The 22,790-nt window shown below is 57.9% G+C and carries 22 protein-coding genes; 15 read left to right on the top strand and 7 right to left on the bottom strand.

Translation table 11 applies throughout. The features are described from left to right. Positions 1–169: 169 nt before the first annotated feature. The 3 genes from MWU51_RS07820 (at position 170) to trpE (ending at position 4,820) form a co-directional block, all read left to right on the top strand. Positions 170–1,351 carry an aminotransferase gene (locus MWU51_RS07820; protein WP_247036137.1) on the top strand — a complete coding sequence of 394 codons (1,182 nt, stop codon included), beginning with the start codon at positions 170–172 and terminating at the stop codon, positions 1,349–1,351. A gap of 81 nt (positions 1,352–1,432) precedes the next feature. Then, positions 1,433–3,277 (top strand): SurA N-terminal domain-containing protein, encoded by a 1,845-nt coding sequence (locus MWU51_RS07825; protein ID WP_247036138.1) that lies wholly within the window; start codon positions 1,433–1,435, stop codon positions 3,275–3,277. A 31-nt stretch (positions 3,278–3,308) separates the two neighbouring features. After that, positions 3,309–4,820, top strand: a complete 1,512-nt coding sequence (gene trpE, locus MWU51_RS07830; protein ID WP_247036139.1) for an anthranilate synthase component I — start codon at positions 3,309–3,311, stop codon at positions 4,818–4,820. Positions 4,821–4,885: 65 nt separating this feature from the next. Here trpE and MWU51_RS07835 read toward each other — a convergent pair whose 3' ends face one another. The 3 genes from MWU51_RS07835 to MWU51_RS07845 all read right to left on the bottom strand — a co-directional run bounded on the left by MWU51_RS07835 (position 4,886) and on the right by MWU51_RS07845 (position 7,092). After that, entirely contained in the window at positions 4,886–5,860 is a 975-nt protein-coding gene (locus tag MWU51_RS07835) for a DUF3179 domain-containing protein (RefSeq protein ID WP_247036140.1), read from the bottom strand. 97 nt (positions 5,861–5,957) lie between these two features. Next, positions 5,958–6,599, bottom strand: a complete 642-nt coding sequence (locus tag MWU51_RS07840) for a peptidylprolyl isomerase (RefSeq protein ID WP_247036141.1) — start codon at positions 6,597–6,599, stop codon at positions 5,958–5,960. Next, a complete protein-coding gene (locus MWU51_RS07845; RefSeq protein WP_247036142.1) occupies positions 6,592–7,092 on the bottom strand; it encodes a peptidylprolyl isomerase in 501 nt (166 codons plus the stop codon). The genes MWU51_RS07840 and MWU51_RS07845 overlap by 8 nt, the downstream gene beginning before the upstream one ends. A 161-nt stretch (positions 7,093–7,253) precedes the next feature. Here MWU51_RS07845 and MWU51_RS07850 point away from each other — a divergent pair, with 161 nt between their 5' ends. The 11 genes from MWU51_RS07850 (at position 7,254) to MWU51_RS07895 (ending at position 16,649) form a co-directional block, all read left to right on the top strand. Continuing rightward, a complete protein-coding gene (locus MWU51_RS07850) occupies positions 7,254–8,444 on the top strand; it encodes a phosphoglycerate kinase (RefSeq protein ID WP_247036143.1) in 1,191 nt (396 codons plus the stop codon). Between the two features lie 182 nt (positions 8,445–8,626). Then, entirely contained in the window at positions 8,627–8,752 is a 126-nt protein-coding gene (locus MWU51_RS17065; protein WP_281502654.1) for a hypothetical protein, read from the top strand. Then, the gene (hemP, locus tag MWU51_RS07855; protein ID WP_247036144.1) at positions 8,749–8,919 is read left to right on the top strand and encodes a hemin uptake protein HemP; all 171 of its coding nucleotides are present in this window, start codon (positions 8,749–8,751) and stop codon (positions 8,917–8,919) included. Before MWU51_RS17065 ends, hemP begins: the two co-directional genes overlap by 4 nt. Before the next feature lie 222 nt (positions 8,920–9,141). Continuing rightward, complete coding sequence (locus tag MWU51_RS07860) at positions 9,142–10,035, top strand: fructose bisphosphate aldolase (RefSeq protein ID WP_247036146.1); 894 nt, start codon at positions 9,142–9,144, stop codon at positions 10,033–10,035. Between the two features lie 165 nt (positions 10,036–10,200). After that, entirely contained in the window at positions 10,201–11,433 is a 1,233-nt protein-coding gene (locus MWU51_RS07865; protein ID WP_247036147.1) for a Hint domain-containing protein, read from the top strand. A gap of 166 nt (positions 11,434–11,599) precedes the next feature. Continuing rightward, entirely contained in the window at positions 11,600–11,902 is a 303-nt protein-coding gene (locus tag MWU51_RS07870) for a septum formation initiator family protein (protein ID WP_247036148.1), read from the top strand. Between the two features lie 209 nt (positions 11,903–12,111). Beyond that, a complete protein-coding gene (gene pdhA / locus MWU51_RS07875) occupies positions 12,112–13,140 on the top strand; it encodes a pyruvate dehydrogenase (acetyl-transferring) E1 component subunit alpha (protein WP_247036149.1) in 1,029 nt (342 codons plus the stop codon). After that, complete coding sequence (locus MWU51_RS07880; RefSeq protein ID WP_247036153.1) at positions 13,140–13,529, top strand: VOC family protein; 390 nt, start codon at positions 13,140–13,142, stop codon at positions 13,527–13,529. Before pdhA ends, MWU51_RS07880 begins: the two co-directional genes overlap by 1 nt. A 3-nt stretch (positions 13,530–13,532) precedes the next feature. Beyond that, entirely contained in the window at positions 13,533–14,906 is a 1,374-nt protein-coding gene (locus MWU51_RS07885) for a pyruvate dehydrogenase complex E1 component subunit beta (protein WP_247036155.1), read from the top strand. 12 nt (positions 14,907–14,918) lie between these two features. Beyond that, positions 14,919–16,220 (top strand): pyruvate dehydrogenase complex dihydrolipoamide acetyltransferase, encoded by a 1,302-nt coding sequence (locus tag MWU51_RS07890; RefSeq protein ID WP_247036158.1) that lies wholly within the window; start codon positions 14,919–14,921, stop codon positions 16,218–16,220. Between the two features lie 240 nt (positions 16,221–16,460). Beyond that, positions 16,461–16,649, top strand: coding sequence for a carboxymuconolactone decarboxylase family protein (locus tag MWU51_RS07895; RefSeq protein ID WP_247036160.1), 189 nt, complete (start codon positions 16,461–16,463; stop codon positions 16,647–16,649). Between the two features lie 248 nt (positions 16,650–16,897). Here the strand turns inward: MWU51_RS07895 and cysE are convergent, their stop codons facing one another. Continuing rightward, a complete protein-coding gene (gene cysE / locus MWU51_RS07900; RefSeq protein ID WP_247036162.1) occupies positions 16,898–17,701 on the bottom strand; it encodes a serine O-acetyltransferase in 804 nt (267 codons plus the stop codon). A gap of 85 nt (positions 17,702–17,786) precedes the next feature. On the opposite strand from cysE, the gene MWU51_RS07905 reads away from it, so the two are divergent. Next, positions 17,787–18,125: a TraR/DksA family transcriptional regulator gene (locus MWU51_RS07905; protein ID WP_247036164.1), complete on the top strand. Its 339-nt coding sequence runs from the start codon at positions 17,787–17,789 to the stop codon at positions 18,123–18,125. On the opposite strand, the gene MWU51_RS07910 is transcribed toward MWU51_RS07905, so the two are convergent. From MWU51_RS07910 to MWU51_RS07920, 3 genes are read right to left on the bottom strand one after another with little or no spacing between them, the layout of a single operon-like run. Then, positions 18,106–18,390 carry a hypothetical protein gene (locus MWU51_RS07910; RefSeq protein WP_247036166.1) on the bottom strand — a complete coding sequence of 95 codons (285 nt, stop codon included), beginning with the start codon at positions 18,388–18,390 and terminating at the stop codon, positions 18,106–18,108. The two genes, MWU51_RS07905 and MWU51_RS07910, sit on opposite strands and share 20 nt — an antisense overlap. Before the next feature lie 30 nt (positions 18,391–18,420). Continuing rightward, positions 18,421–22,344, bottom strand: coding sequence for a glycoside hydrolase/phage tail family protein (locus tag MWU51_RS07915; protein WP_247036168.1), 3,924 nt, complete (start codon positions 22,342–22,344; stop codon positions 18,421–18,423). Then, positions 22,344–22,790, bottom strand: coding sequence for an NlpC/P60 family protein (locus tag MWU51_RS07920; RefSeq protein WP_247036169.1), 447 nt, complete (start codon positions 22,788–22,790; stop codon positions 22,344–22,346). Before MWU51_RS07920 ends, MWU51_RS07915 begins: the two co-directional genes overlap by 1 nt.

Genomic DNA, 22,790 nt, shown 5'->3' on the forward strand with positions numbered 1-22,790 from the left:
ACGGTGGCTCACGTTGTGAGCCTGAGGGGCGCTTCCCCTTCGGCCCAAATCTGCGATTTGGACCTACCCCGGGATATTTGAAGCCAGAAGAAACCCGGCATCATCAAGGTGAATTGCCGTTTCGGAATGTGGCGGCTACGGTGTCTGCAAAAGACAGGACGAGCTTGCCATGACGCCCTTTAATCCTAAACTTTCCGCGACCGTTTCGCCCCCGGTGATGGAGGCACGGCGGTGGATTGAAGGCAAGGTGTTTGGCGCAGATCGGCCGTTGATCAATGTCAGTCAAGCCGCGCCGGTTGAGCCGCCGCCCGCCGAGATGCGGCGAGCTATGGCGGATGTGGTGTTGCACCAAGCTGAGGCGCATCTTTACGGTCCAGTGTTGGGTTTGCCGGATTTGCGGTCTGAACTGGCACTTAACATCTCGCGCCACTATGGAGGGAGCATACAGCCAGAGAATATCGCCATCACCTCGGGCTGCAATCAGGCGTTTTGTGCCGCAATTGCCACGCTGGCTGGCCCGGGGAACGAGGTTATTTTACCGACGCCGTGGTATTTCAATCATAAGATGTGGCTTGAAATGAGTGGGATCAAAGCGGTTCCACTGGCGACGGGTGGCGATTTGGTGCCGGACCCAGACGCCGCCGCTGCTCTGATCTCTGCGCGCACCCGCGCGATTGTCTTGGTTACACCCAACAACCCGACTGGTGTCGAATATGCGCCTGAAGTCATCTCCGCCTTCCGCGATCTGGCTCGCAAAAGCGGGATCGCCCTGATCATCGACGAGACCTATCGCGATTTTCATTCCCAGCCCGGCGCGCCGCATGAACTATTTGTAGACCCCGACTGGCACGACACGGTGATCCATCTTTACAGTTTTTCAAAATCCTATCGACTGACCGGGCATCGGGTCGGGGCGCTTGTCACCGCGCCTGCGCGCATGGCAGAAGTTGAGAAGTTTCTGGACACGGTGACGATCTGCCCGGCGCAAATCGGTCAACATGCCGCCCATTGGGGTTTGCGCCATCTGGACAATTGGCTGGGGCTGGAACGCGAGAAGATACTGGCGCGAGCCTCCGCTATGCGGGACGGGTTCACTCCCTTGGCAAAGCAGGGTTGGCACCTTCTGGGATGCGGAGCATATTTTGCCTATTTGCAGCATCCGTATGACATACCTTCGGACGATTTGGCACGGGCGTTGGTGGATCAGTGCGCCATCCTTGCCTTGCCCGGAACAATGTTTGCCCCGAAAGGGGATCTGGACGGCGCGCGGCAGTTGCGTGTGGCCTTTGCAAATATTGATGAAACCGGCATCACCGAGGTTCAGAAACGGCTGACCGCGTTCTGCCCCTGACTGCGGCGTATCAACAGATATTGGCATTCCCGGCTGGCTCACCTAAAACCCTTGCAAACAGGTGGTAAAAGGAACACGCGTATGGCAACCGGCAAGACATCCCGCACCTTCGGCTGGATCCTGATGGGTCTGGTGATGGTGGGGCTCGTGGGCTTTGGCTCGACCAATTTTGGCGGCTCGGTCCGGTCGATCGCGACCGTGGGGGACACGGAAGTGGATGCCAACCGCTATCTGCGCGAGTTGCAATCGGAAATGAACGCGTTTCAGGCCGAAACCGGACAGCGTCTGACCATGGAAATGGCCAAGGGCTTCGGACTGGATCAACAGGTGTTGGCGCGCGTTATCGCAACGGCGGCGTTGGAGGATGAAACCGCACGGTTGGGCATTTCGGTCGGCGACGAACAATTGCGTGATCGGATCGTCGACATTCCGGCGTTTCAAGGCGTCGATGGCAAGTTCGACCGCGAAGGATACACATTCGCGCTGGAGCAATCCGGCCTGACAGCGACCGAGTTCGAACAAAGCCTGCGCGACGAGGTCAGCCGCCAGATTCTACAGGCTGCTGTGATCAATGGTGTTGCAACGCAGCCAGTCTATGTTGACACGCTCTATGGCTATGCACGTGAAACACGAGACTTTACCTGGGCAACGCTTCCGGTGGAACAGTTGGATACCGAACTGCCTGCCCCGACCGAAGAGACGTTGACCGCCTACTATGAAGCGCATCCTCAAGATTTCACCCTTCCGGAAACCAAAGTCATCACCTATGCGTGGATGAATCCGGAAGATGTCATTCCGACGATCACGGTGGACGAGGCACAGATCCGCGCACTTTATGACGAGCGTGCGTCGGAATACCTTGTCCCGGAACGTCGGATGGTCGAGCGATTGGTGTTCAACACGCAGGACGAGGCGGTGGCGGCGATGGACGCCCTTTCCACCGGCAATCAGACGTTCGAGGGTCTGGTGACTGGGCGCAATTTGCAACTTGCAGACATCGATCTGGGCGACGTGTCCAAGGACGAATTGGGGTCCGCAGGAGATGCCGTTTTCGCGCTGGTCAATCCCGGAACAGTAACCGGACCGCATGACAGTGACCTTGGTCCGGCGCTTTATCGTATGAATGCCATTCTGGAAGCGCGCGAGACGAGCTTCGAGGATGCGCGCGAAGAGTTGCATGGCGAATTGGCCGCAGATGCGGCACGCCGGCTGATCGGCGATATGGTGACCGAGCTTGACGACCAGATGGCCGGTGGTGCAACGATCGAAGAGGTCGCGAAAAGCCACAACATGCGGCTTGGCACGTTGAATTGGATTGCAGGGGACAGCGATGGCATTGCCGCTTACGATGCGTTCCGCGAGATCGCTGAAGTCGTCACCACAGATGATTTCCCCGAGATCACACTTCTGGAGGATGGCGGTGTTTTCGCACTGCGACTGGACGAGCTGCAAGCCCCTCGTTTGCAAGAACAGTCCGAAGTGGCAGAGGCCGTACAGGTGGGCTGGGAGGCTGAAAAACGGCTGGAACTTCTGTCCGAACAAGCCCGCGGGCTGATCCCACAGCTTGAGGGAGGGGAAACCCTGTCCTCGCTGGGTCTGACCGAGGTGGTTGAAGAGGCGCAATCACGTGAAGCCTTTGTCGAAGGCACGCCCCCTGCATTCATGGCTGAGGTGTTCGAAATAGAGCCGGGCGATTGGCGCATAATGGACGCAGCCAACGGTGTGGTTTTGGTGCGGCTTGATGCCATTCATGCCGCCGATCAGGACAGCGACGAGGCGAAGGCCCTGAAAGCCAATTTCGCGACCGGCGTCGCGCAAGAAATCGCGTTGGATGTCGAAAATGCTTTTGCTCGCGCCGTTCAGACCCGGGCGGGGATCGAGCTGAACCGCGCTGTAATCAATGCGGTAAACGCGCAGTTCCAGTGACCCATATCCCAGCGACCAGAAAGGACACCCAATGGCTCTGACACCCTCGTTCGAGGATTTCGAAGCCGGTTGGAATGCCGGACGGAATCAGGTGGTCTATACCCGTCTGGCCGCCGATCTGGACACGCCGGTCAGCCTGATGTTGAAGCTGACCGAGGCACGGCGCGACAGTTTTATGCTGGAAAGCGTGACAGGTGGCGAAGTTCGCGGGCGCTATTCCATCGTTGGTATGAAGCCTGATCTGGTCTGGGAATGCCGAGGCAATCACGCACGGATCAACCGGCAAGCGCGATTTGATGCCGAGGCGTTCGAGGATATGGCAGGCGATCCGCTGGACGCGTTTCGGGCGGTGTTGGCGGAAAGTCGGATCGACCTGCCCGCCGATCTACCTGCCGCATCCGCCGGGCTGTTTGGCTATCTGGGCTATGACATGATCCGGTTGGTCGAGCACCTTCCCGATGTGAACCCGGACCCGTTGGGCCTGCCCGATGCGATGATGATGCGGCCGTCTGTTGTCGCGGTGCTGGATGGGGTCAAAGGCGATGTCACGCTGGTGTCGCCTGCTTTTGTGGACAGCGGCCTGTCGGCCAAGGCCGCATATGCACAGGCGGCCGAGCGGGTGATGGATGCGCTGCGCGATCTGGAGCGCGCCGCCCCTGCCGAAACGCGCAATCTGGGTGAGGCGCGCGAGCTGGGGCCGTTGGTGTCAAACTTCGCGAAAGCGGACTATCTGTCGGCGGTGGACACGGCCAAGGACTACATCCGCGCTGGTGATATCTTTCAGGTCGTGCCCAGCCAACGCTGGACACAGAACTTCCCCCTGCGGCCCTTTGCGCTTTACCGCAGTCTGCGCCGCACCAATCCATCGCCATTCATGTTCTATTTCAACTTCGGCGGCTTTCAGGTTGTCGGTGCGTCGCCCGAAATTTTGGTGCGGGTGTTTGACCGAGAGGTCACGATCCGCCCGATCGCCGGCACCCGTCCGCGCGGTGCCACGCCCGAGGAAGACAAGGCCTACGAGGCAGATCTGATGGCCGATCAGAAAGAACTGGCCGAGCATCTGATGCTCCTGGATCTGGGGCGCAACGATGTGGGACGCGTGGCCAAGATCGGCACCGTGCGCCCGACCGAAGAGTTCATCATCGAACGCTATAGCCACGTGATGCATATCGTGTCGAACGTGGTGGGCGAGTTGCATGAAGATCAGGACGCCTTGTCCGCTTTCTTTGCGGGGATGCCAGCGGGCACAGTATCCGGTGCACCAAAGGTGCGCGCGATGGAAATCATTGACGAGTTGGAGCCGGAAAAACGCGGTGTCTATGGTGGGGGAGTTGGGTATTTCAGCGCCGGTGGCGACATGGACATGTGTATTGCCTTGCGGACCGCCGTTGTGAAGGATGAGAAGCTTTACATTCAAGCGGGCGGTGGTGTTGTTTATGACAGCGACCCAGAGGCGGAATACGAAGAAACGGTGAACAAATCCAAAGCCATCCGACGAGCGGCGGAAGATGCGGCAATGTTCACGCGGGGTGGAAACGGTTAAGGGGCGTTGCCCCTCGGCCATGCGGCCTCACCCCAGGATATTTTGAGCCAGAAGAAACCGCTGGGTCAGTTGCCCAGCATCCATGTGCCGTCTGGCCAAAAGGCGTGGAACGCGAAGGCGAACAGCACGTCATGGGGAACGTCGCGACCGTTTTTATCGCGTACCCGAATGGTACCGACATCCCTGCCCTTGGCAATTCGCGCCGTATCCAAAGCAGACGCCTGACCTGAGGTCCAGCTGATCGTCAGCCCGGCCTCGTTGATCTGGCCCGCTTTGGACAGGCGTGTCACTGGCCATGCGCGTTCACCAACACGAACGACGCGGGCCAGTGCAGGCACTCCGTGAGGGGGATTGTCGCCTGTAAAGAAAGGGTATGGGCGATTGCGACTGTCATATCCAGCATAGGGGTTTTGGCCATAGGGACGGTTTGCGGACGGCTGGTCCATCACCAACCCACCTGGATTACGGTTGGCAAACTCGGCCCAGCTTTCCATCCATGCCGGCATCTGTTTGAGTTGCGTTCCGGTGTGTTTTCCGACGATACCTTCGCCAAGCGCCTGTTGCCACCAGCTTTCGGTCTGGTGGTCATACATCACCATGTCGGAGTTTCTGAGCTTCCCCGTCACTCCGAAGGTGAGCGTCTTGCCGGACACGCGGCGGTCAAACACCATGCCGGAATTGCATAATGGACAGAAGGTAACGGCCACGGGAACACTGCCCACGCTGTCATTCACGATCTCGTGCCATGTCAGATAGCGCAGCGGATAGGCGCGGGGTTCGGCACCTTTCAGTTCAAGTGTGATAACAGGTTCGCGCGCACCCAGACGGGTTTCGTTGGCAACTTTTACAAATTTCGGGTCGCTCAGCGCCGGAATGCCGTCGCGTCCGGGGCCGCCGGACAGGATTTCGGACCAGCCGCCCACTGTCGTGCGAGCAAAATCAGTCTTTGGAAATTCCGAGGCCCAGCTGTCTGGTTCGGCGCGCAGTTCATGCGCCCAAAACCCGAGACTTATGGCGAGTATCGTTAGGAGGATACGCATGGGGCCTCACTTTCCTATGTGTCCGGAGACATCCTGACAGAGAAAGATGAGGCCCCATAGCCCCCTTCACAGGGGTTTGAGATATCGTGCGCGAGGGTTAATCAACCACGCGCGCATCCATGATCACATCGGGTTGGCTGGTGACAGCGCCGTTTTGCCCCTCGCCGCGCTTGATGGCATGGACCACGTCCATCCCGTCAGTCACATGTCCCACCACGGTGTATTTCCCATCAAGGAAAGGACCGGGGGCGAACATGATGAAGAACTGGCTGTTGGCAGAATTCGGGCTTTGCGCGCGTGCCATGCCGACAGTGCCTTCGACAAAGGGTTCGTCCGTGAACTCGGCTGGTAGGTCAGGATAGCTGGACCCACCCATACCGGCGCGGCTGGCATCGCTGGTGTCGACGCGGCCAAACTCCACATCTCCGGTCTGGGCCATGAAGCCGTCGATCACACGGTGAAACACCACATCGTTATAGGCCCCTTCGCTGGCCAGTTGGGCGATCCGCTCAACATGTTTCGGGGCCAGATCGGGGCGCAGCGTGATGACCACTTTTCCCTGTGCCTGCCCTGCGATGGACAATTCCAGTTTGGGCGCATCGCCAAGCGCGGACAGATCCACCTCGGCCGGTTCACGGGGCCAGAGGGTGTAGACCGCGTAGCCGACGATCATTGCGACACCTGCCAGAAAGGCGACCCAGAAGGTTGCCTTGTCACGTTTGCCGTAGTCCTCAGACATCCGCCGCGACCTTGACCGAGACCATCACATCAGGCTCCGCTGGCGGCTCGCCACGGGTGATGGCATCGACATGTTCCATACCCGAAGTGACGCGGCCGTAAACGGTATATTGGCCATTCAGGAAATGATTGTCTTTGAAGTTGATGAAGAACTGGCTGTTGGCCGAGTTGGGGTTCTGCGAACGCGCCGCCCCCAGCGTGCCGCGATCATGGGGCAGTTTTGAAAACTCTGCCGGCAGGTCAGGCAGCGACGAGCCACCAGTGCCCGCACGGCGCAGGGTCATCGGGTCTTTGCCATTTGCCACGTCGCCGGTTTGGGCCATGAAGCCGTCAATCACGCGATGAAAAACAACTCCGTCATATTCACCGGCACGCGCCAGTTCCTTCATCCGCTCACTGTGCTTGGGGGCCACGTCGGGCAAAAGCTCGATCACCACGGTGCCGCCTTTCAGTTCCATTACGATGGTGTTTTCTGGGTCTTTGTAATCGGCCATTTGGGCCTCCTTCCGGTTCGTCTGTTGGGTCTGTATTCGCGGGCCAACCTAAGCCTCAACGGGGCAAGATTAAAGAGGTGACCGGCGCATTTTCCTAACCATACCCGTTGACCCCGGCTCGCTTTTGATGTGCAACTGCAGCAGACCTGATGGAGGGACCAATGGCCTGGAAAACACTCGACGACATGGATCTGGACGGCAAGGTTGTGCTGACGCGCGTGGATATCAACGTGCCGGTCGAGGATGGGAAAGTCACCGACGACACCCGCATCCTACGGATCCTGCCCACGGTGCGCGACATTCTGGCCGCTGGCGGCAAACCAGTCCTGCTGGCGCATTTTGGACGACCTAAGGGCCAACGCGTGCCAGAGATGTCACTGTCCGTGGTGCAACCGGCGCTGGAGGCAGCATTGAGCAGCCCGGTTAAGTTTGCCGAAGACTGCATTGGTGGTCCTGCCAAAAAAGCGGTTGCGGCGTTGCAGAGCGGAGAAGTCTTGCTGCTGGAAAACACGCGGTTTCATGAGGGCGAAACCAAGAATGACGGCCTTTTTGCAGCATCGCTGGCCGCACTTGGGAACATCTATTGTAACGATGCGTTCTCGGCTGCCCACCGAGCGCATGCGTCGACCGAGGCGTTGGCCCATCTGCTGCCGTCATGTGCCGGGCGGTTGATGCAGGCGGAACTGTCCGCGCTTGAGGCTGCATTGGGAGATCCCGAGCGCCCGTTGGTTGCTGTGGTTGGTGGGGCCAAGGTCTCGACCAAACTTGGCCTGCTGGGCAATCTGGTGGGTAAGGTGAACCAATTGATCATTGGGGGCGGTATGGCCAACACGTTCCTTGCCGCGCAGGGCATTGATGTGGGCAAATCGCTGGCCGAACATGATATGGCCGACACCGCACGCGATATTCTTGCAAAAGCCGAGGATGAGGGCTGCGAGATTATCTTGCCTTCGGATGTTGTGGTGGCGCGAGAGTTTGCGGCCGGTGCAGCGAATGAAACGGTTGCCGCAGACGCCTGTCCTTCAGACGCAATGATTCTTGATGCGGGACCCGACACTGTCGCCCGCATCTCCGAGGTGTTTGACGCTGCGAACACGCTGATCTGGAATGGCCCGCTTGGCGCGTTCGAAATCGAGCCGTTTGACGCTGCCACCAATGCCGCGGCCAAAAAAGCCGCCGAGTTGTCGGCTGCGGGTGAACTGGTATCGGTGGCAGGTGGCGGGGATACGGTCGCTGCGTTGAACAAAGCCGATGCGGCCAAGGATTTCACCTATATCTCGACTGCAGGCGGTGCGTTTCTGGAATGGATGGAAGGCAAAGTACTGCCGGGTGTGGCAGCCCTTTCCGATTAATCAACTGAATTATCGGTAGTTTCAAACCCCGCGCCTTCATTGGCAGCGGGGTTTTCTTTTGTCTGATTTCTTGACTTGACTATTTCCTGAGTATTTTAGTAGGTTATGAATATCAGCCAGTTGCCATCGCAACCAGCCGGAGTTTTGCGAGCGATGTATGCTCACCCGACAGGAGCGTGACAATGACCAGCCCATTTGAAGGCCCCCACCTGGCCCAATCCGACATCCCATCCCCGCTGCCTATCCTGCCCGGCCTGCGTTCGCTGGCCACCTGGATCGATGCCTGCCTTGAAGGAGACCACAGATGACTGCCCCCCTGCCCAGCTCGGCTTTTGATTCGGCAAGCCAGACAACACCACCCAAACACGACGCCTTGGATCTGACCGGATACGGGAAGAAAGCGCAGATCGTTCTGAACGATATGGTTTACACGCTGACAATCACGCGGGCTGGCAAGCTGATCCTGACAAAATAGCCAACGCCACGGCGCGTGTCTGGCTGCGATCCCGCCCGACTGATTCCCCGCGCGCCATAGCTGGGGGCAAGGCCCACGACCGTTTCATCCAGCCTTGCCCCCAAAACTGATCCGCTGACCACAATCTGCCTTCTTCTTGCTTTCGTTAGCGCCAGCACAATTGCATGGTTCGGACCACTCCCCTAGAACAGGGGAAACTCACCAGATTGAGACAGGACCGACATGCGAAACCAAGCACAAATGGACAAGATCAAAGCCGGACAAGGCTTCATTGCCGCACTTGACCAGTCGGGCGGCTCGACCCCGAAGGCGCTGCGCTTATATGGAGTCGAGGAAGATGCCTATTCCAGCGAAGCCGAAATGTATGACATGATCCACGCCATGCGCTCACGCATCGCACAAGCTCCAGCCTTTACCGGTGACAAGGTGGTCGGCGCGATCCTGTTCGAAATGACGATGGATCGCGAGATCGCCGGGAAGCCCACCGCGACATACATGTGGGAAGAACGCGGCGTTGTGCCGTTTCTGAAGGTCGACAAAGGGCTGGCTGACGAAGAAAACGGCGTGCAGTTAATGAAGCCCATGCCGGAGCTGGACGCAGTTTGCGAACGCGCGGTGAAGGCTGGCATGTTTGGCACCAAGATGCGATCAGTCATCAATGCGGCCAATGAAGATGGTATCAAGGCCAACGTGGCGCAGCAATTCGAAGTCGCAAAACAGATCATGGCCCACGGTCTGGTGCCGATCATTGAGCCCGAGATCAATATTTCGATCTCTGACAAAGCTGCCGCGGAAGACCTGCTTCTGGCCGAGCTTACCGCGCAACTGAATGCTCTGTCGGATGATCAAACTGTCATGCTGAAACTGACACTGCCCGAGACTGCCAATCAGTACAAGGCGCTGGTGGATCACCCACGCATTGCGGCGGTGGTCGCTTTGTCGGGCGGTTATAGCCGGGCTGAAGCCAACGAACGACTGAGCCAGAACACCGGTATGATCGCCAGTTTCTCGCGCGCGTTGACCGAAGGACTTTCGGTCCAACAATCAGACGCAGAGTTCAACACGACCATCGCTGATACGATCGACAGCATCTATCAGGCTTCGATCGCGGGGTAACACAGCGATAGATTTGAATTGCGCCCGTGGCTCACGCTGCGGGCGTTTTTTGTTTTGGGTCCACGAAGATACGTGCTGCACCTCCGAGTTTTGCCTTTTCCGTGAAACCCTGCATACTGATTAGAGATGAGTTTGAGCAAGTGAACCAGTGAAAAGGCGCGCCTTATGGCCAGCACCCTTCTTGGCGGCATCACGATTAACGAAATTCTTGTTGATCCTAATGGTGCGAACAATTTCGACACGGATGGCAATGGTGTCGCACGAAGTGCGGACGAGTTTATTGAATTGGTCAATACTTCGAACAGCGCCATCGACATTTCCGGGTTGGAGCTTTGGGATCGAGGGCGTGACAACTGGTTTACCTTTCCACCCGGAACAGTCCTGGAACCAGGCGCTGTCGCGGTGGTCGTGCGAAATGTCCAAAACGGTGGCAGTTTGCCGTCTGTTACCGGCGACAACCTTGCGTTCGATGCCAACTATGGAAGCGGAGTTTTCAACAACAACGGCGACAACATCGTCGTCTATGACCCAACCAATGACGAGTTTATTCAGGCGATCTACAACGTTGACACCGTGGACGATCCCGTCGCTGGGCCGGGCTATTCCGGATTTTCCAGCACTGCCACCCAGTCCGGGACAACCGAAGATTTCGGAAACGATCAGGATGGGTTTTCGATCCAGCGGACTTCGGCGGGGTTCAACAACTCTTTGACCCCGACGCCGGGGGCCGACATCGTATGTTTTGCATCCGGCACATTGTTAGAGACCCCCAAGGGCTTCACCCCGATCGCCACTTTGCGCACGGGAGACCTTGTGAACACCATGGATGATGGTTGGCAGCCCATTCGCTGGATATTCGCCCGACGTGTCACCCTGGCTGATCTACTTGCGGACCCGCATCTGTTGCCAATTGAAGTCAGCGCCAAGATTATGGGTGATGACCAGCCGTCCAAGCCGCTTTTGATCTCGCGTCAGCATCGTATTTTGATTGAAGGAAAGATCGCCCAACGCATGTTTGGCTCTGAACAGATTTTAGCCGCCGCGAAGGATCTTACCGGATGTGAAGGCATCAGGGTGCACCGCCCCAACACCAGTTTTTTCTATTACCACGTCCTGTTGGAAAAACACCAAATACTGAACGCAAACGGAATTGCGGCGGAAAGCCTGTTTCTGGGATCAGAGGCCATGGCGATCCTGTCGAAAGATGCGCAAGAGGAACTACGCCTTCTTTTCCCTTATGACGGCCTTGAGGCACCCGCCCTGTCGCAAACGCCATCGCGGCCGTTGACCAGTGGCGCGCGTGTCAGAACTTTGGTGAAACGGCATGTTAAGAACGAGCGACAAATGCTGGCTGCATTCCAACAACCGCTGAAACAAGAACGCCACTTGGAAGGCTGACCAAAACGATCCGTTTCATCGCCCTGTCCTGGCGACCCTGTCCTTGCAGAAAAAAAGCGCCTGGTGATTCGATTTGGGATTCACAACACGAATCACCTGTGCGATAGTGCCCTTGCACCGTCCGAAAAGAGACGGGCAAGAGGCAGTACATACAGACAGGAAGCCTATGGGCGCACCTCGTGCACAAGCTAGTTTTGGTGGGGCGATCTACTTCGTAGTGATCGTGGGTCTTGGCCTATACTTCACCTTTGCCAGTGTGCAGGGCGACTTTGGGCTTTTCCGTCGCGTGCAGATCGAGGCTGAGACGCAAGCGCTTGTGAAAGAGCGTGATGCGCTCTCAGCCAAGATTGCAGCGCTGTCCAACAAGACCCACCGTTTATCCGATGACTATTTGGATCTGGATCTGCTGGACGAACAGGCCCGATCCGTTCTGGGCATGGTGCGTGGTGATGAGGTCGTTTTGCGCTGATCGCAATTGACTACAATCGCATTGTCTGCCCGTCGTTTTACTTAATAAACAGCAATATTTAAACTAGCAAACGGTCATGCGCGTGGCGCAAGACTGCCTTCCTGTCCCAGCGTCAAGTTTTTGTCGACCTGAAAGCGCAATTTCTGTATAAGATAGTTTAATACTAAACTACCGAAAAGCACCAGCTGACGCCAGGAGGAGGACGCCATATGGCAGCCCGGAAAAGCGCCCAGAAAAAACCCGCCAAATCAAATACATCCAAAGAAGAGCTTCTGAATCATTATCGCGAGATGCTGCTAATCCGTCGATTCGAGGAGAAGGCAGGCCAACTTTATGGCATGGGGCTGATCGGTGGCTTCTGTCACTTGTATATCGGTCAAGAAGCGGTCGTCGTGGGGTTGGAAGCCGCGGCACAGGAAGGCGATAAGCGCCTGACCTCGTACCGCGATCACGGCCATATGTTGGCGTGCGGAATGGACCCGAGGGGTGTGATGGCCGAACTGACAGGCCGTGAAGGCGGCTATTCGCGCGGCAAAGGCGGGTCGATGCACATGTTTTCGACCGATAAGCACTTTTATGGCGGTCACGGCATTGTGGGCGCACAGGTGCCAATTGGAACGGGTCTCGCTTTTGCGGACAAATACCTGGAAAATGGCGGCGTCACCTTCACCTATTTCGGGGATGGTGCGGCCAACCAAGGTCAGGTCTATGAAAGTTTCAACATGGCATCGCTCTGGCAGCTGCCGGTGATCTATGTGGTTGAAAACAACCAGTATGCCATGGGCACTTCGTTGCAGCGGTCCAGTTCGACCCCCGACATCTATACGCGTGGCGAAGCCTTCGGCATTCCCGGCGAAGCGGTCGATGGTATGGACGTGCTGGCGGTGAAAGAGGCCGGTTTGCGCGCCACAGAACACTGCCGGTCGGGCAATGGACCCTATATCCTTGAGATGAAGACTTATCGGTATCGTGGCCACTCCATGTCGGACCCTGCCAAGTACCGCACCCGCGAAGAGGTTCAGAAGGTCCGCGAAGAACGCGACGCCATCGAACATGTGCGTGAGCTTTTGCTGCAAGGCAAACACGCGTCTGAAGACGAGTTGAAAGCAATTGACAAAGAGATCAAAGGCGTCGTGAACGAGGCTGCGGAATTCTCGAAAAACAGCCCGGAACCCGCTCTGGAAGAGCTGTGGACCGATATTTACGCAGATGACGCTCGGCAGGAGGCTGGAGCCTGATGCCACATTTTGAAATACACGCAAGCGATGTCGATGCGGCCAAGACGTTCTATGCCGGGCTTTTGGGGTGGGAGTTCCACCCGATGGAAGGCGGTGAAGAGGTTTCCTATCACCTGATCGAAGGTGGCGATATCGGTTTGGAAAAAGCTGTGACCGGTGGCCTGATGCAACGCATGGGCGCAGATCCCGAAAAAGGGGCACCCATTCGCGGTTGCACGATGACCTTCGAGGTCAGCGATTGTGACGAGCGTTATGCATGGGCAACATCTAACGGCGGCAGCGAAGCGTTGCCGCCCCAGGATTATCCCGGCGTCGGTCGTTGTGCATATGTAGAGGACGGACAGGGAAATGTCGTCGGCCTCATCAAACCTTTGAATACGGAGCGCTAATCCATGGCTACTGAAGTATTGATGCCCGCCCTGTCCCCCACGATGGAAGAAGGAACACTGGCGAAATGGCTTGTGAAAGAAGGCGACGAGGTCGCGTCGGGCGACATCATCGCCGAGATTGAAACCGACAAGGCCACGATGGAGTTCGAGGCCGTGGACGAAGGCATCATCGGCAAGATCCTTGTCGATGAAGGCACCGAGGGCGTGAAAGTGAACACGCCGATTGCCGTCCTGATCGAAGAAGGCGAAAGCGCCGATGACATCGCGACCCCGGCGGCAGCGCAACCTGACACCGATGCGCCCGAGGCCGCCGACACTCCGGTCGAAACCAAGGCCGCCGCCCAGCCGATCACCCCGGTGGCGCCCCCGGAAACAGACATTCCCGAAGGCACCGAAATGCGCTCGACCACGGTACGCGAGGCGTTGCGCGACGCGATGGCCGAGGAAATGCGCTCGGACGACACCGTGTTCCTGATGGGCGAGGAGGTCGCTGAATATCAAGGGGCTTACAAGATCAGCCAAGGCCTGCTGGACGAATTCGGCGCCAAGCGCGTGATTGACACCCCGATCACTGAACACGGCTTTACAGGCCTGGCCACCGGCGCTGCGATGGGTGGTCTGAGACCGATTGTCGAGTTTATGACGTTCAACTTTGCCATGCAGGCGATTGACCACATCATCAACACCGCGGCGAAGACGCGATACATGTCCGGTGGACAGATGTCCTGCCCCATCGTGTTCCGCGGTGCCAATGGTGCTGCAGCCCGTGTGGCCGCGCAGCACAGCCAGGATTACGCTGCATGGTATGCGCAAATCCCCGGTTTGCATGTAGCAATGCCTTATTCGGCAGCCGACGCCAAAGGGCTTTTGAAAACGGCGATCAAGAGTGACAACCCGGTCGTGTTCCTGGAAAACGAACTGCTTTACGGGCAGAGCTTCGATGTGCCGGTGATGGATGACTATACCGTCCCCTTCGGCAAGGCGCGCATCTGGCGTGAAGGCAATGACCTAACCATCGTCAGCTTTGGCATCGGCATGAAATACGCGCTTGAGGCGGCCGATGCGCTGGCCGAGGAAGGCATTTCCGCCGAGGTCATCGACCTGCGCACGCTGCGTCCCCTCGACTATGACACGGTGATCAACTCGGTCATGAAGACCAACCGCTGCATCACGGTGGAAGAAGGCTGGCCGGTTTGTTCGATCGGCAACCACCTGTCGGCGACGATCATGGAACGCGCATTCGACTATCTTGACGCGCCGGTGATCAACCTGACCGGCAAGGACGTGCCCATGCCCTATGCCGCCAATCTTGAAAAGCTTGCGCTGGTGACGACGAAAGAGGTCATCGACGCCGCCAAAGCCGTAACCTACCGTTAAGGAGACACTGACATGGCAACCGAAATTCTGATGCCCGCCCTGTCCCCCACGATGGAGGAAGGCACGCTGGCGAAATGGCTGGTCAAGGAAGGTGACGAGGTCGCGTCGGGCGACCTGCTGGCCGAGATTGAAACCGACAAGGCGACGATGGAGTTCGAGGCCGTTGACGAAGGCATCATCGGCAAAATCCTTGTCGAAGAAGGCACCGAGGGCGTGAAGGTGAACACCGCCATCGCGATCCTTGTTGAAGAAGGCGAAGAGATCGGAGTGCTGGCCGAAAGCGCGCCCGCTACGCCTGCCGCCGCCGCCGAGGCTGACGCTGCGCCGGAAGCTAAGGAAGCATCGGTTCCTGCGGCTGCAAAACCTGCCACCCCTGCCCCGCAAGCCGCTGATGGGACACGCATTTTCGCCTCCCCTCTGGCGCGGCGCATTGCGGCGGACAAAGGGTTGGACCTGGCCCAGATCAAAGGCTCAGGTCCCAAGGGGCGGATCATCAAGGCCGATGTTGAAGGCGCGACCACCGCACCGAAGGCGGCCCCGGCCGCTGCGTCAGCGCCCGCCGCTTCAGCAGCACCCTCTCCATCCGTGTCGGCGGATGCCGTGGCCGCGATGTATGAAGGCCGCGAGTTTGAAGAGGTCAAGCTGGACGGAATGCGCAAGACCATCGCCGCCCGCCTGTCCGAAGCGAAGCAGACCATTCCGCACTTCTATCTGCGGCGTGACATCAAGCTGGATGCGCTTCTGGCCTTCCGCAGCCAGTTGAACAAGCAACTGGAAAGCCGTGGCGTCAAGCTGTCGGTCAATGACTTCATCATCAAGGCGGTCGCGATCGCCCTGCAACAAGTGCCCGAGGCCAACGCCGTTTGGGCCGGAGATCGCGTATTGCAAATGAAAGCGTCCGACGTGGCTGTTGCCGTGGCCATCGAAGGCGGTCTGTTCACGCCGGTCTTGCAGGACGCGGATCAGAAATCCCTGTCCAGCTTGTCGACCCAAATGAAAGATCTGGCCGCGCGGGCACGCGACCGCAAACTTGCTCCGCACGAATATCAGGGCGGCAGCTTCGCGATCTCGAACCTTGGCATGTTCGGCATCGACAATTTCGACGCCATCGTGAACCCGCCTCATGCGGGTATTCTGGCCGTGGGCACGGGGGTCAAGAAACCCATCGTCGGCGAAGATGGTGAGTTGATGGTCGCAACAGTGATGAGCGTGACGATGTCTGTCGATCACCGGGTCATTGACGGGGCCATAGGCGCGAACCTGTTGAAAGCGATTGTCGAGAACCTTGAAAACCCGATGACGATGCTGGCATAACATTCGCAATCGCGAAATTATTGGCATGGCTCAGGGCGGATTTCCCTGCCTTGAGCCATTTGCTTTTTCGAAACCTCAGTTTCGGAGAAACTCAATAGGTTTCAAAACCTTGCTCAACGACATTCCGCCCAATACGTAAAACTTTCGATCGGCTTATTCAGAGGCTGCAAAGGTATTCACCGGGATGCACCGTGCAGCCATGGGAAACGGGGCGTTGTCCACGAAAGACAAGGAATTACAGTGCGTTGCTATCGGCATTGCCAAGAACTGCAACGATTGCATCGGCTTCATATCCGCGCGGCAATCAAGGCAGGCGCTAATCGTGAAGAGGTGGCTGAAACCGTGTCGGTTGCCATCATGATGGGTGGTGGTCCCGGCTATATGTATGGCGCACGTGCGTTGAAGGCGTTTGATCAACTGTCGCAATGAACGGCGGTCCAGAAACGCAAAAGGGCGGCGCAATCGCGTCGCCCTTCGTCATTTTCGGGTGTATCACCCGGTTCACGCGTGTCGGTTACCCGGCAACGGCGACAAGAAAAAGGGTCGAAAACCCAACCACTGTCGCAAACCAAATCTGTTTCATCTCGGATCTCCGATCATTGTCCACGGCTCCGTATAGATGAAGTCGACTGATCAAAACATTGATTTATTGCAAATTTGCGGATTTCCGCCGATGGTCACTGAATCAGACGCTGATCCATGTTGATTGATGGGCAATCGCACCCTGCCTCGCCAACGATCCGGGCCGGAACGCCTGCAACAGTCTTGTTGCTTGGCACATCTTCCAACACCACAGACCCCGCCGCGATACGCGAACAAGTGCCAACCTTGATGTTGCCCAGCACCTTCGCGCCCGCACCAATCAGAACACCATCAGCGATCTTGGGGTGACGATCTTCATCTTCCTTGCCCGTGCCACCCAGTGTCACGGAATGCAGCATCGACACATTGTCGCCCACCACAGCGGTTTCACCGATGACAATGGAGTGCGCGTGGTCAATCATGATCCCGCGTCCAATCCGTGCTCCGGGATGGATGTCGATCCCGTAAACCTCGGAACAGCGCATCTGGATGAAGTAAGACAGTTCTTTACGCCCTTGCGTCCAAAGATAATGCCCCAGACGATAGGCCTGCATTGCCTGAAACCCTTTGAAGTATAAAATAGGCTGCAACATGCGGTGGCAGGCCGGATCGCGGTCCAGAACGGCGGTGATGTCGGCACGTGCCGCCTCGGCCAGTTCCGGGTTGTCGACATAGGCTTCATCCGCAATCTCGCGCAGCAGCACCATGCTCATCTCATTCGAGCTAAGCTTGGCGGCGAACCGATAAGACAAAGCTTTTTCAAGGGTGCGGTGATGCAGCACACACGCATGGATCAGACCGCCCATAAGCGGCTCATCCGCGACAGCCTGACGGGCTTCTCGGGTGATCCGATCCCAGACAGGTTCTATTTCGGTAACTGTTGCGCGCTTCTCGGCCATGGTCTTTCCTTGTGTTGAAGCCATTCCCTACACCAGATAAGGTCAGAGTTCAAAATTCAAACCCGTGGTATCACGGATAACTGACATGAATAAAACCCAAATCGCTGCCTATCGCGCACAGTTGACCAAGACGTTAGACACGCTTGATCACGGCGATGCTCTTGGTGAGTCAGGACAAAAGACCGTGGAGTTGGACCAACAGGCTGTTGGGCGGCTGAGCCGAATGGATGCGCTGCAAAATCAAGCCATGGCAAAAGCAACAGGCGCACGCCGAGCCGCCCAGCGCGAACGTATACACGCCGCGCTTGGCCGGATAGACGCGGGCGAGTTTGGATATTGCGAAGATTGCAGCGAGAAAATTCCCAAGGGACGGCTGGATCTAGACCCCTGCGTCACCAGATGCGTCAGTTACGCAAGCGGGTAAGCGCCACACGCCGGTCATTGCGCGTCTTGAGCGCCGCAAACACGGTCAACATACAGTCGACATAATCTGGGTCGTTAAGAAAAGGTTCAGCCGAACGTGGCAGGGACATCGCAACCGAACCAAGACTTCCGTTGCCCCAATCAGGATGCGCGTGGCCCAGCGCCAACCGGTACCTGTCCGCCGCTTCAGCGCGGTTCAGCATTTCCAGCATGGCACCGGGCCGTTTGCGGACCGGAAGCGCAAGAAGCGCGCAACCGGCGGCCATGACATCTCCGGGCAAGACAGGACGCATGGTTTACAGCGCCACATCCAGTTGCGCATACGGTCCGGGGCCGAACCGGTCCGAGACCTGCGCCACCTCAACAACATAGGAACCATTGACAAGATCCGCCGTACGCATCATCGCGTCGTAACTCCATTCCGGGGCTACCACTTCGACCTCTCGCTTGACCGTCCCGCCGTCGATCACTCGCAGGCGGTAGCGTTCGGACGCCTCACCCAGTGGCACATCGCCCTCGCCCCAAGTGTCACCGTCGATCCTGCTGCGTCTGATCCAGTGGATCATGTGCGCACCGGCGGCATCACGCGCCGAAAGGTGGACGGGGGCATACGGACGTAGACCGATCCCCTTGAAGGCATGGACCTGATGCAGGAATGACGGGTCTGACAGAGGCTTACGTGCGGGCCCGATCCGGTAGTGCCGGTTCAAGCCGCGCGCCGAGGAAGCCAGTCCAACCTGCGCCTGATGCCCACCCAACAACACGAAATAACTGCCAACCGGCCATGTCTGCGGAACAGCCGCATCGGTGCCTACTTGCCCGCGAAGCCGCAAGGTCAGGTCATATGTGCGATCGCCCACCAGTTCTGCCCCGGCAAACTGGAACACTTCCCAGTTGTCCAGGCTGCCATCACCGATCACGGCCACGTTCGCGCCGTTCAACAAGTCGTCAATGGAACAGGCAGACAGTGCTCCGTCGGTCAGTGAAACCCTCACGGCCGGGCCACGGTCGATCATGCCGGATTGCGCGTGCTCCAGCACCGTTTGTGTCACGCCGACAATCGACGGGTCTGTAATCATTCGGTTCACAGCATAGCCGTTATCAGTGACAGAGCTATAAAGCGCGACACGTCCCGGCCATGGCCTGGCCGCCACAGCGATACGCGGTTGGTGCGGCACCTCATCCCCGGTCAAAAGCGGCAAATCCATGAACAGCGGAAACACCGGCGCTGGCGGGATATAAGGTTTTACCGCCGGAGCGGGCTCAACACTGTCTGCTGGTTGGAACAATCCTGGTTCGACCCGCACAGCGCGCAAGGTCTGCACACCAGTATGATCCACGTGATCAACCCGGTATTGCTCGGTCCCCGCGTCAGTCGTCAGCTCAATCACATCGCCCGCGCCCTTTGACAACTCGGATGGTGGCAGCGCAAAGGTCGCCTTGTCGCGGGCCACGCGGGCTTCGGACAACCAGCGTTCGACGATTGTCCGAGCCTCGACGCGCGTTAGAATCAACGGAATCTCTGAGACTGCGACAGAGCGGCTGGTTTCATCCGGGAATGTCGCCTCGACCGACCGCACGTCGTAATCGCCCGCCCCTTCGACATAGGTCAGACGGATCCGTCCCGCGATCTCGGCTTCCGGATCTCTCACTCGTTCCAGCGTGGTATCGCGATCCGACGACAATGCCATTTTGTTCGGATCAAGCATGTGATCGGACCGTCCGGTCCGCGTTTTGAAGACAAGCACTCCTTCGCGTTCCATCACTTCAAAGCCATAAGCCAACATCAGGGGTTGCAACGCCGCCCGCGCCCCACCGACCTGATCGACGATATAGCCACGCACCAGACCATAAAGCTTCGAGACATCGTAGCGCGTCACACCTGACCGTTCGCAGATTTCAGCAACGACAGAGGCCAGCGAGCGTGCAGAAACTCGCCCGTTCAGCCAATGGCCGCGGTCATAATTCGCCCCGTCACTCCAAAGCCCCTTGCGATTGGGAAACTGCGGAAAGGGACGGGCATCCCAGGCCCACACATGCGCACGCGACATATCCAACATTTGCACACCCGTCGCACTGTGGGTCGAATTGTTTTCGGCCTGCCCCCAATACTCATACATAGCCCGCAGATACTGCGCCTGTATCAGGTCATCCCGACGCCCGTTCGAGTAGCGCGGCTTTGAACTTTCCGAGCTTTTGGGATCCAGAAACTTGTTGGGCTGGTTGGTGCCTTTGTCTATCGCCGCACAACCAAGTTCGGTAAACCAGAACGGCTTTGATCCCGGCAACCAAGCGGTTGGATCGCTGTCGCGTATACCGGCCACACGATTGTGGTGTGACCGCTCCCACCAATTGCGCAAATCCTTGTAGCGATAAACCCATGGTTCACCATGCGCGTCATCTGTGATGGGGGTACGGATTTGAAGCGCCCGGGCATCTGGTGTCTTGTAATACCAATCATACCCCTCTCCGCCTTGGATGTTGGACTGAAGATAGGCGAGGTCATAGATCGACCCGTGATGGGCGTCCGCATGGTCAAACCCGTCGCGCCAATCGGAAAGTGGCATGTAATTGTCGATGCCGATGAAGTCGATCTGAGGATGGCTCCAAAGAGGGTCCAAGTGATAGAACACATCCCCCGACCCGTCCTGCGGATGATATCCAAAATACTCGGACCAATCAGCGGCATACGAAATCTTAGTCCCCGCTCCAAGGATCGCGCGCACATCCTGTACCAACGCGATCAGGTGATCGACCACTGGAAAGCTGTTTCCGGGGCCGCGAATTTGCGTCAGTGCCCGCAGTTCGGATCCGATCAAGAACGCGTCGACCCCACCAGCAGCCGCACAAAGATGGGCGTAATGGAGGACAAACCGACGATAAGAAAATCCAGCCGGGCCTGAATAACTGACACCATTTTTTGTTACTGTGAAATCCCCCGGCTGGGCATTGCCAAAGAAAGCATCCACCTGTGCCACTGCACCAGCGGTGCCATCCGGAGAAGCAACATGGCCCGGCGCGTAAGAGGTCGTGATCCGACCGCGCCAGGGCAGCACAGCTTGCCCCAGATTACCACTCCACGGGTCGGGCAACATGTTGTCTTTCATCTGCTCCATCAGGATGAACGGGTAAAATGTAGCCTTGCGCCCGTCATCAGACGCCATCACAATCGCTTCCATCACGGCACGATCGGACGGGGTTCCGCCATAGATCGGGCGCCCCTTATCGTCTTTCGGCACAAGACCCGCCTGCCCTCGGCTCAGTCCCGACACACTCCACGGCATGTTATGACCATCCACCTCGTGCTGTTCAACACGAGGACGGATACGGCAATTGCCACAGCGCAGATCGTCACCAAACCACGACACAACAAGGGCGGTATTACGGCAGTTGGGCATTTCCTGCCGCATCATACGATAAGAGGTCTTGAAATCGGTCCACCCGGATGGCGTGTTCATGTTCGACCCCTCGACCGCGCCGGGGGCGCTTTTATAGAAGACGGGCGTGGTGGCCAAAGAATATTCACCCGTGCCGGGGATCAGCGCGACGGCACGCGTGCCTCGCGCCACTTCCTTGGGTTGGTCCCGTTGCTCGGGGCGGAAAACTTCGAAACTGAACTGGGGCACTCGGTTGCCAAACTGGCCCAACGACAGATCCTCGATCACGACATAGGCGACGCCGCGATACGCCGGTGCCTTGCCCGCACCTTTCACAGCCTCGATTTTTGGATCCGCAAGCTGGGTTTCCGTGCCGCGGTAAACGCGCATATTCAGATCGTTGCGCGATACTTCATTTCCATCCGCCCAGATTCGACCAACACGGGTGATTTCACCCTCGCACAACGCAATCGCAAGGCTGATCGAATAGCTATAGGTTGTCACTTCGGGTTCGGGCGGCGATGGCATCCCCTTGCCTCCGCCGCCCCCGGTCGTTGTAATCGATTCCTTGAAGCGCGTGGCCCAGATCACCTGCCCCCCCAACCGGGCGCAGCCAAAGACCATCGGAATCGCCGCCCCTTCCGAAGCACCCGTCAGGCGCATCCGGTCGACCTTGCCAGTTTCGACAGGCTCGGACCCTTCCCCCAGAATGCGACTATCAATGACTTGCCCGACTGTCGCGCCGATTGCCTTTCCAATCACCACGGACGACAGGCCCAGAACGCCGCCACCAATCGAGGCCCCGGCAGCTGCACCGACTGCGGATAGTAAGATCGTTGCCATCAGTTGATCCTTTCAGGAAATGCAAAACACGCCACGATGCGGCGGGCCCATGGGTCTGATAATGAGTTTTCGATTACGCCATGCCCCGAGTAGGCGTGAATAAAAGTTGGGGAAATGTCAGCGCGGGTCAGAATGCCCAGATGTTTGGCGACCGCGCCGCCCTGCATCCGAAACAGCAGCACGTCGCCGGGCCGGGCATTCGGGATTGGACGCTCAACCAGATGCTTGCGGGCAGCATCCCATAGAACTTCGACCTGTGCCGCTTCGGACCAGTCAGCCGTGTAGGCGGGCACCAAAGCAGGCTCGCCGCCCAACACCGCACGCCATATGCCCCGGATCAGCCCAAGACAATCGCACCCACCACCCCGGAACGAGGCTTGGTGCACATAAGGCGTGCCAAGCCAGCACCGAGCCTCAGACACAATGTCCTTCTGCAAACTGGTCAT

Source organism: Aliiroseovarius sp. F47248L, from assembly GCF_023016085.1.
Classification (GTDB): domain Bacteria; phylum Pseudomonadota; class Alphaproteobacteria; order Rhodobacterales; family Rhodobacteraceae; genus Aliiroseovarius.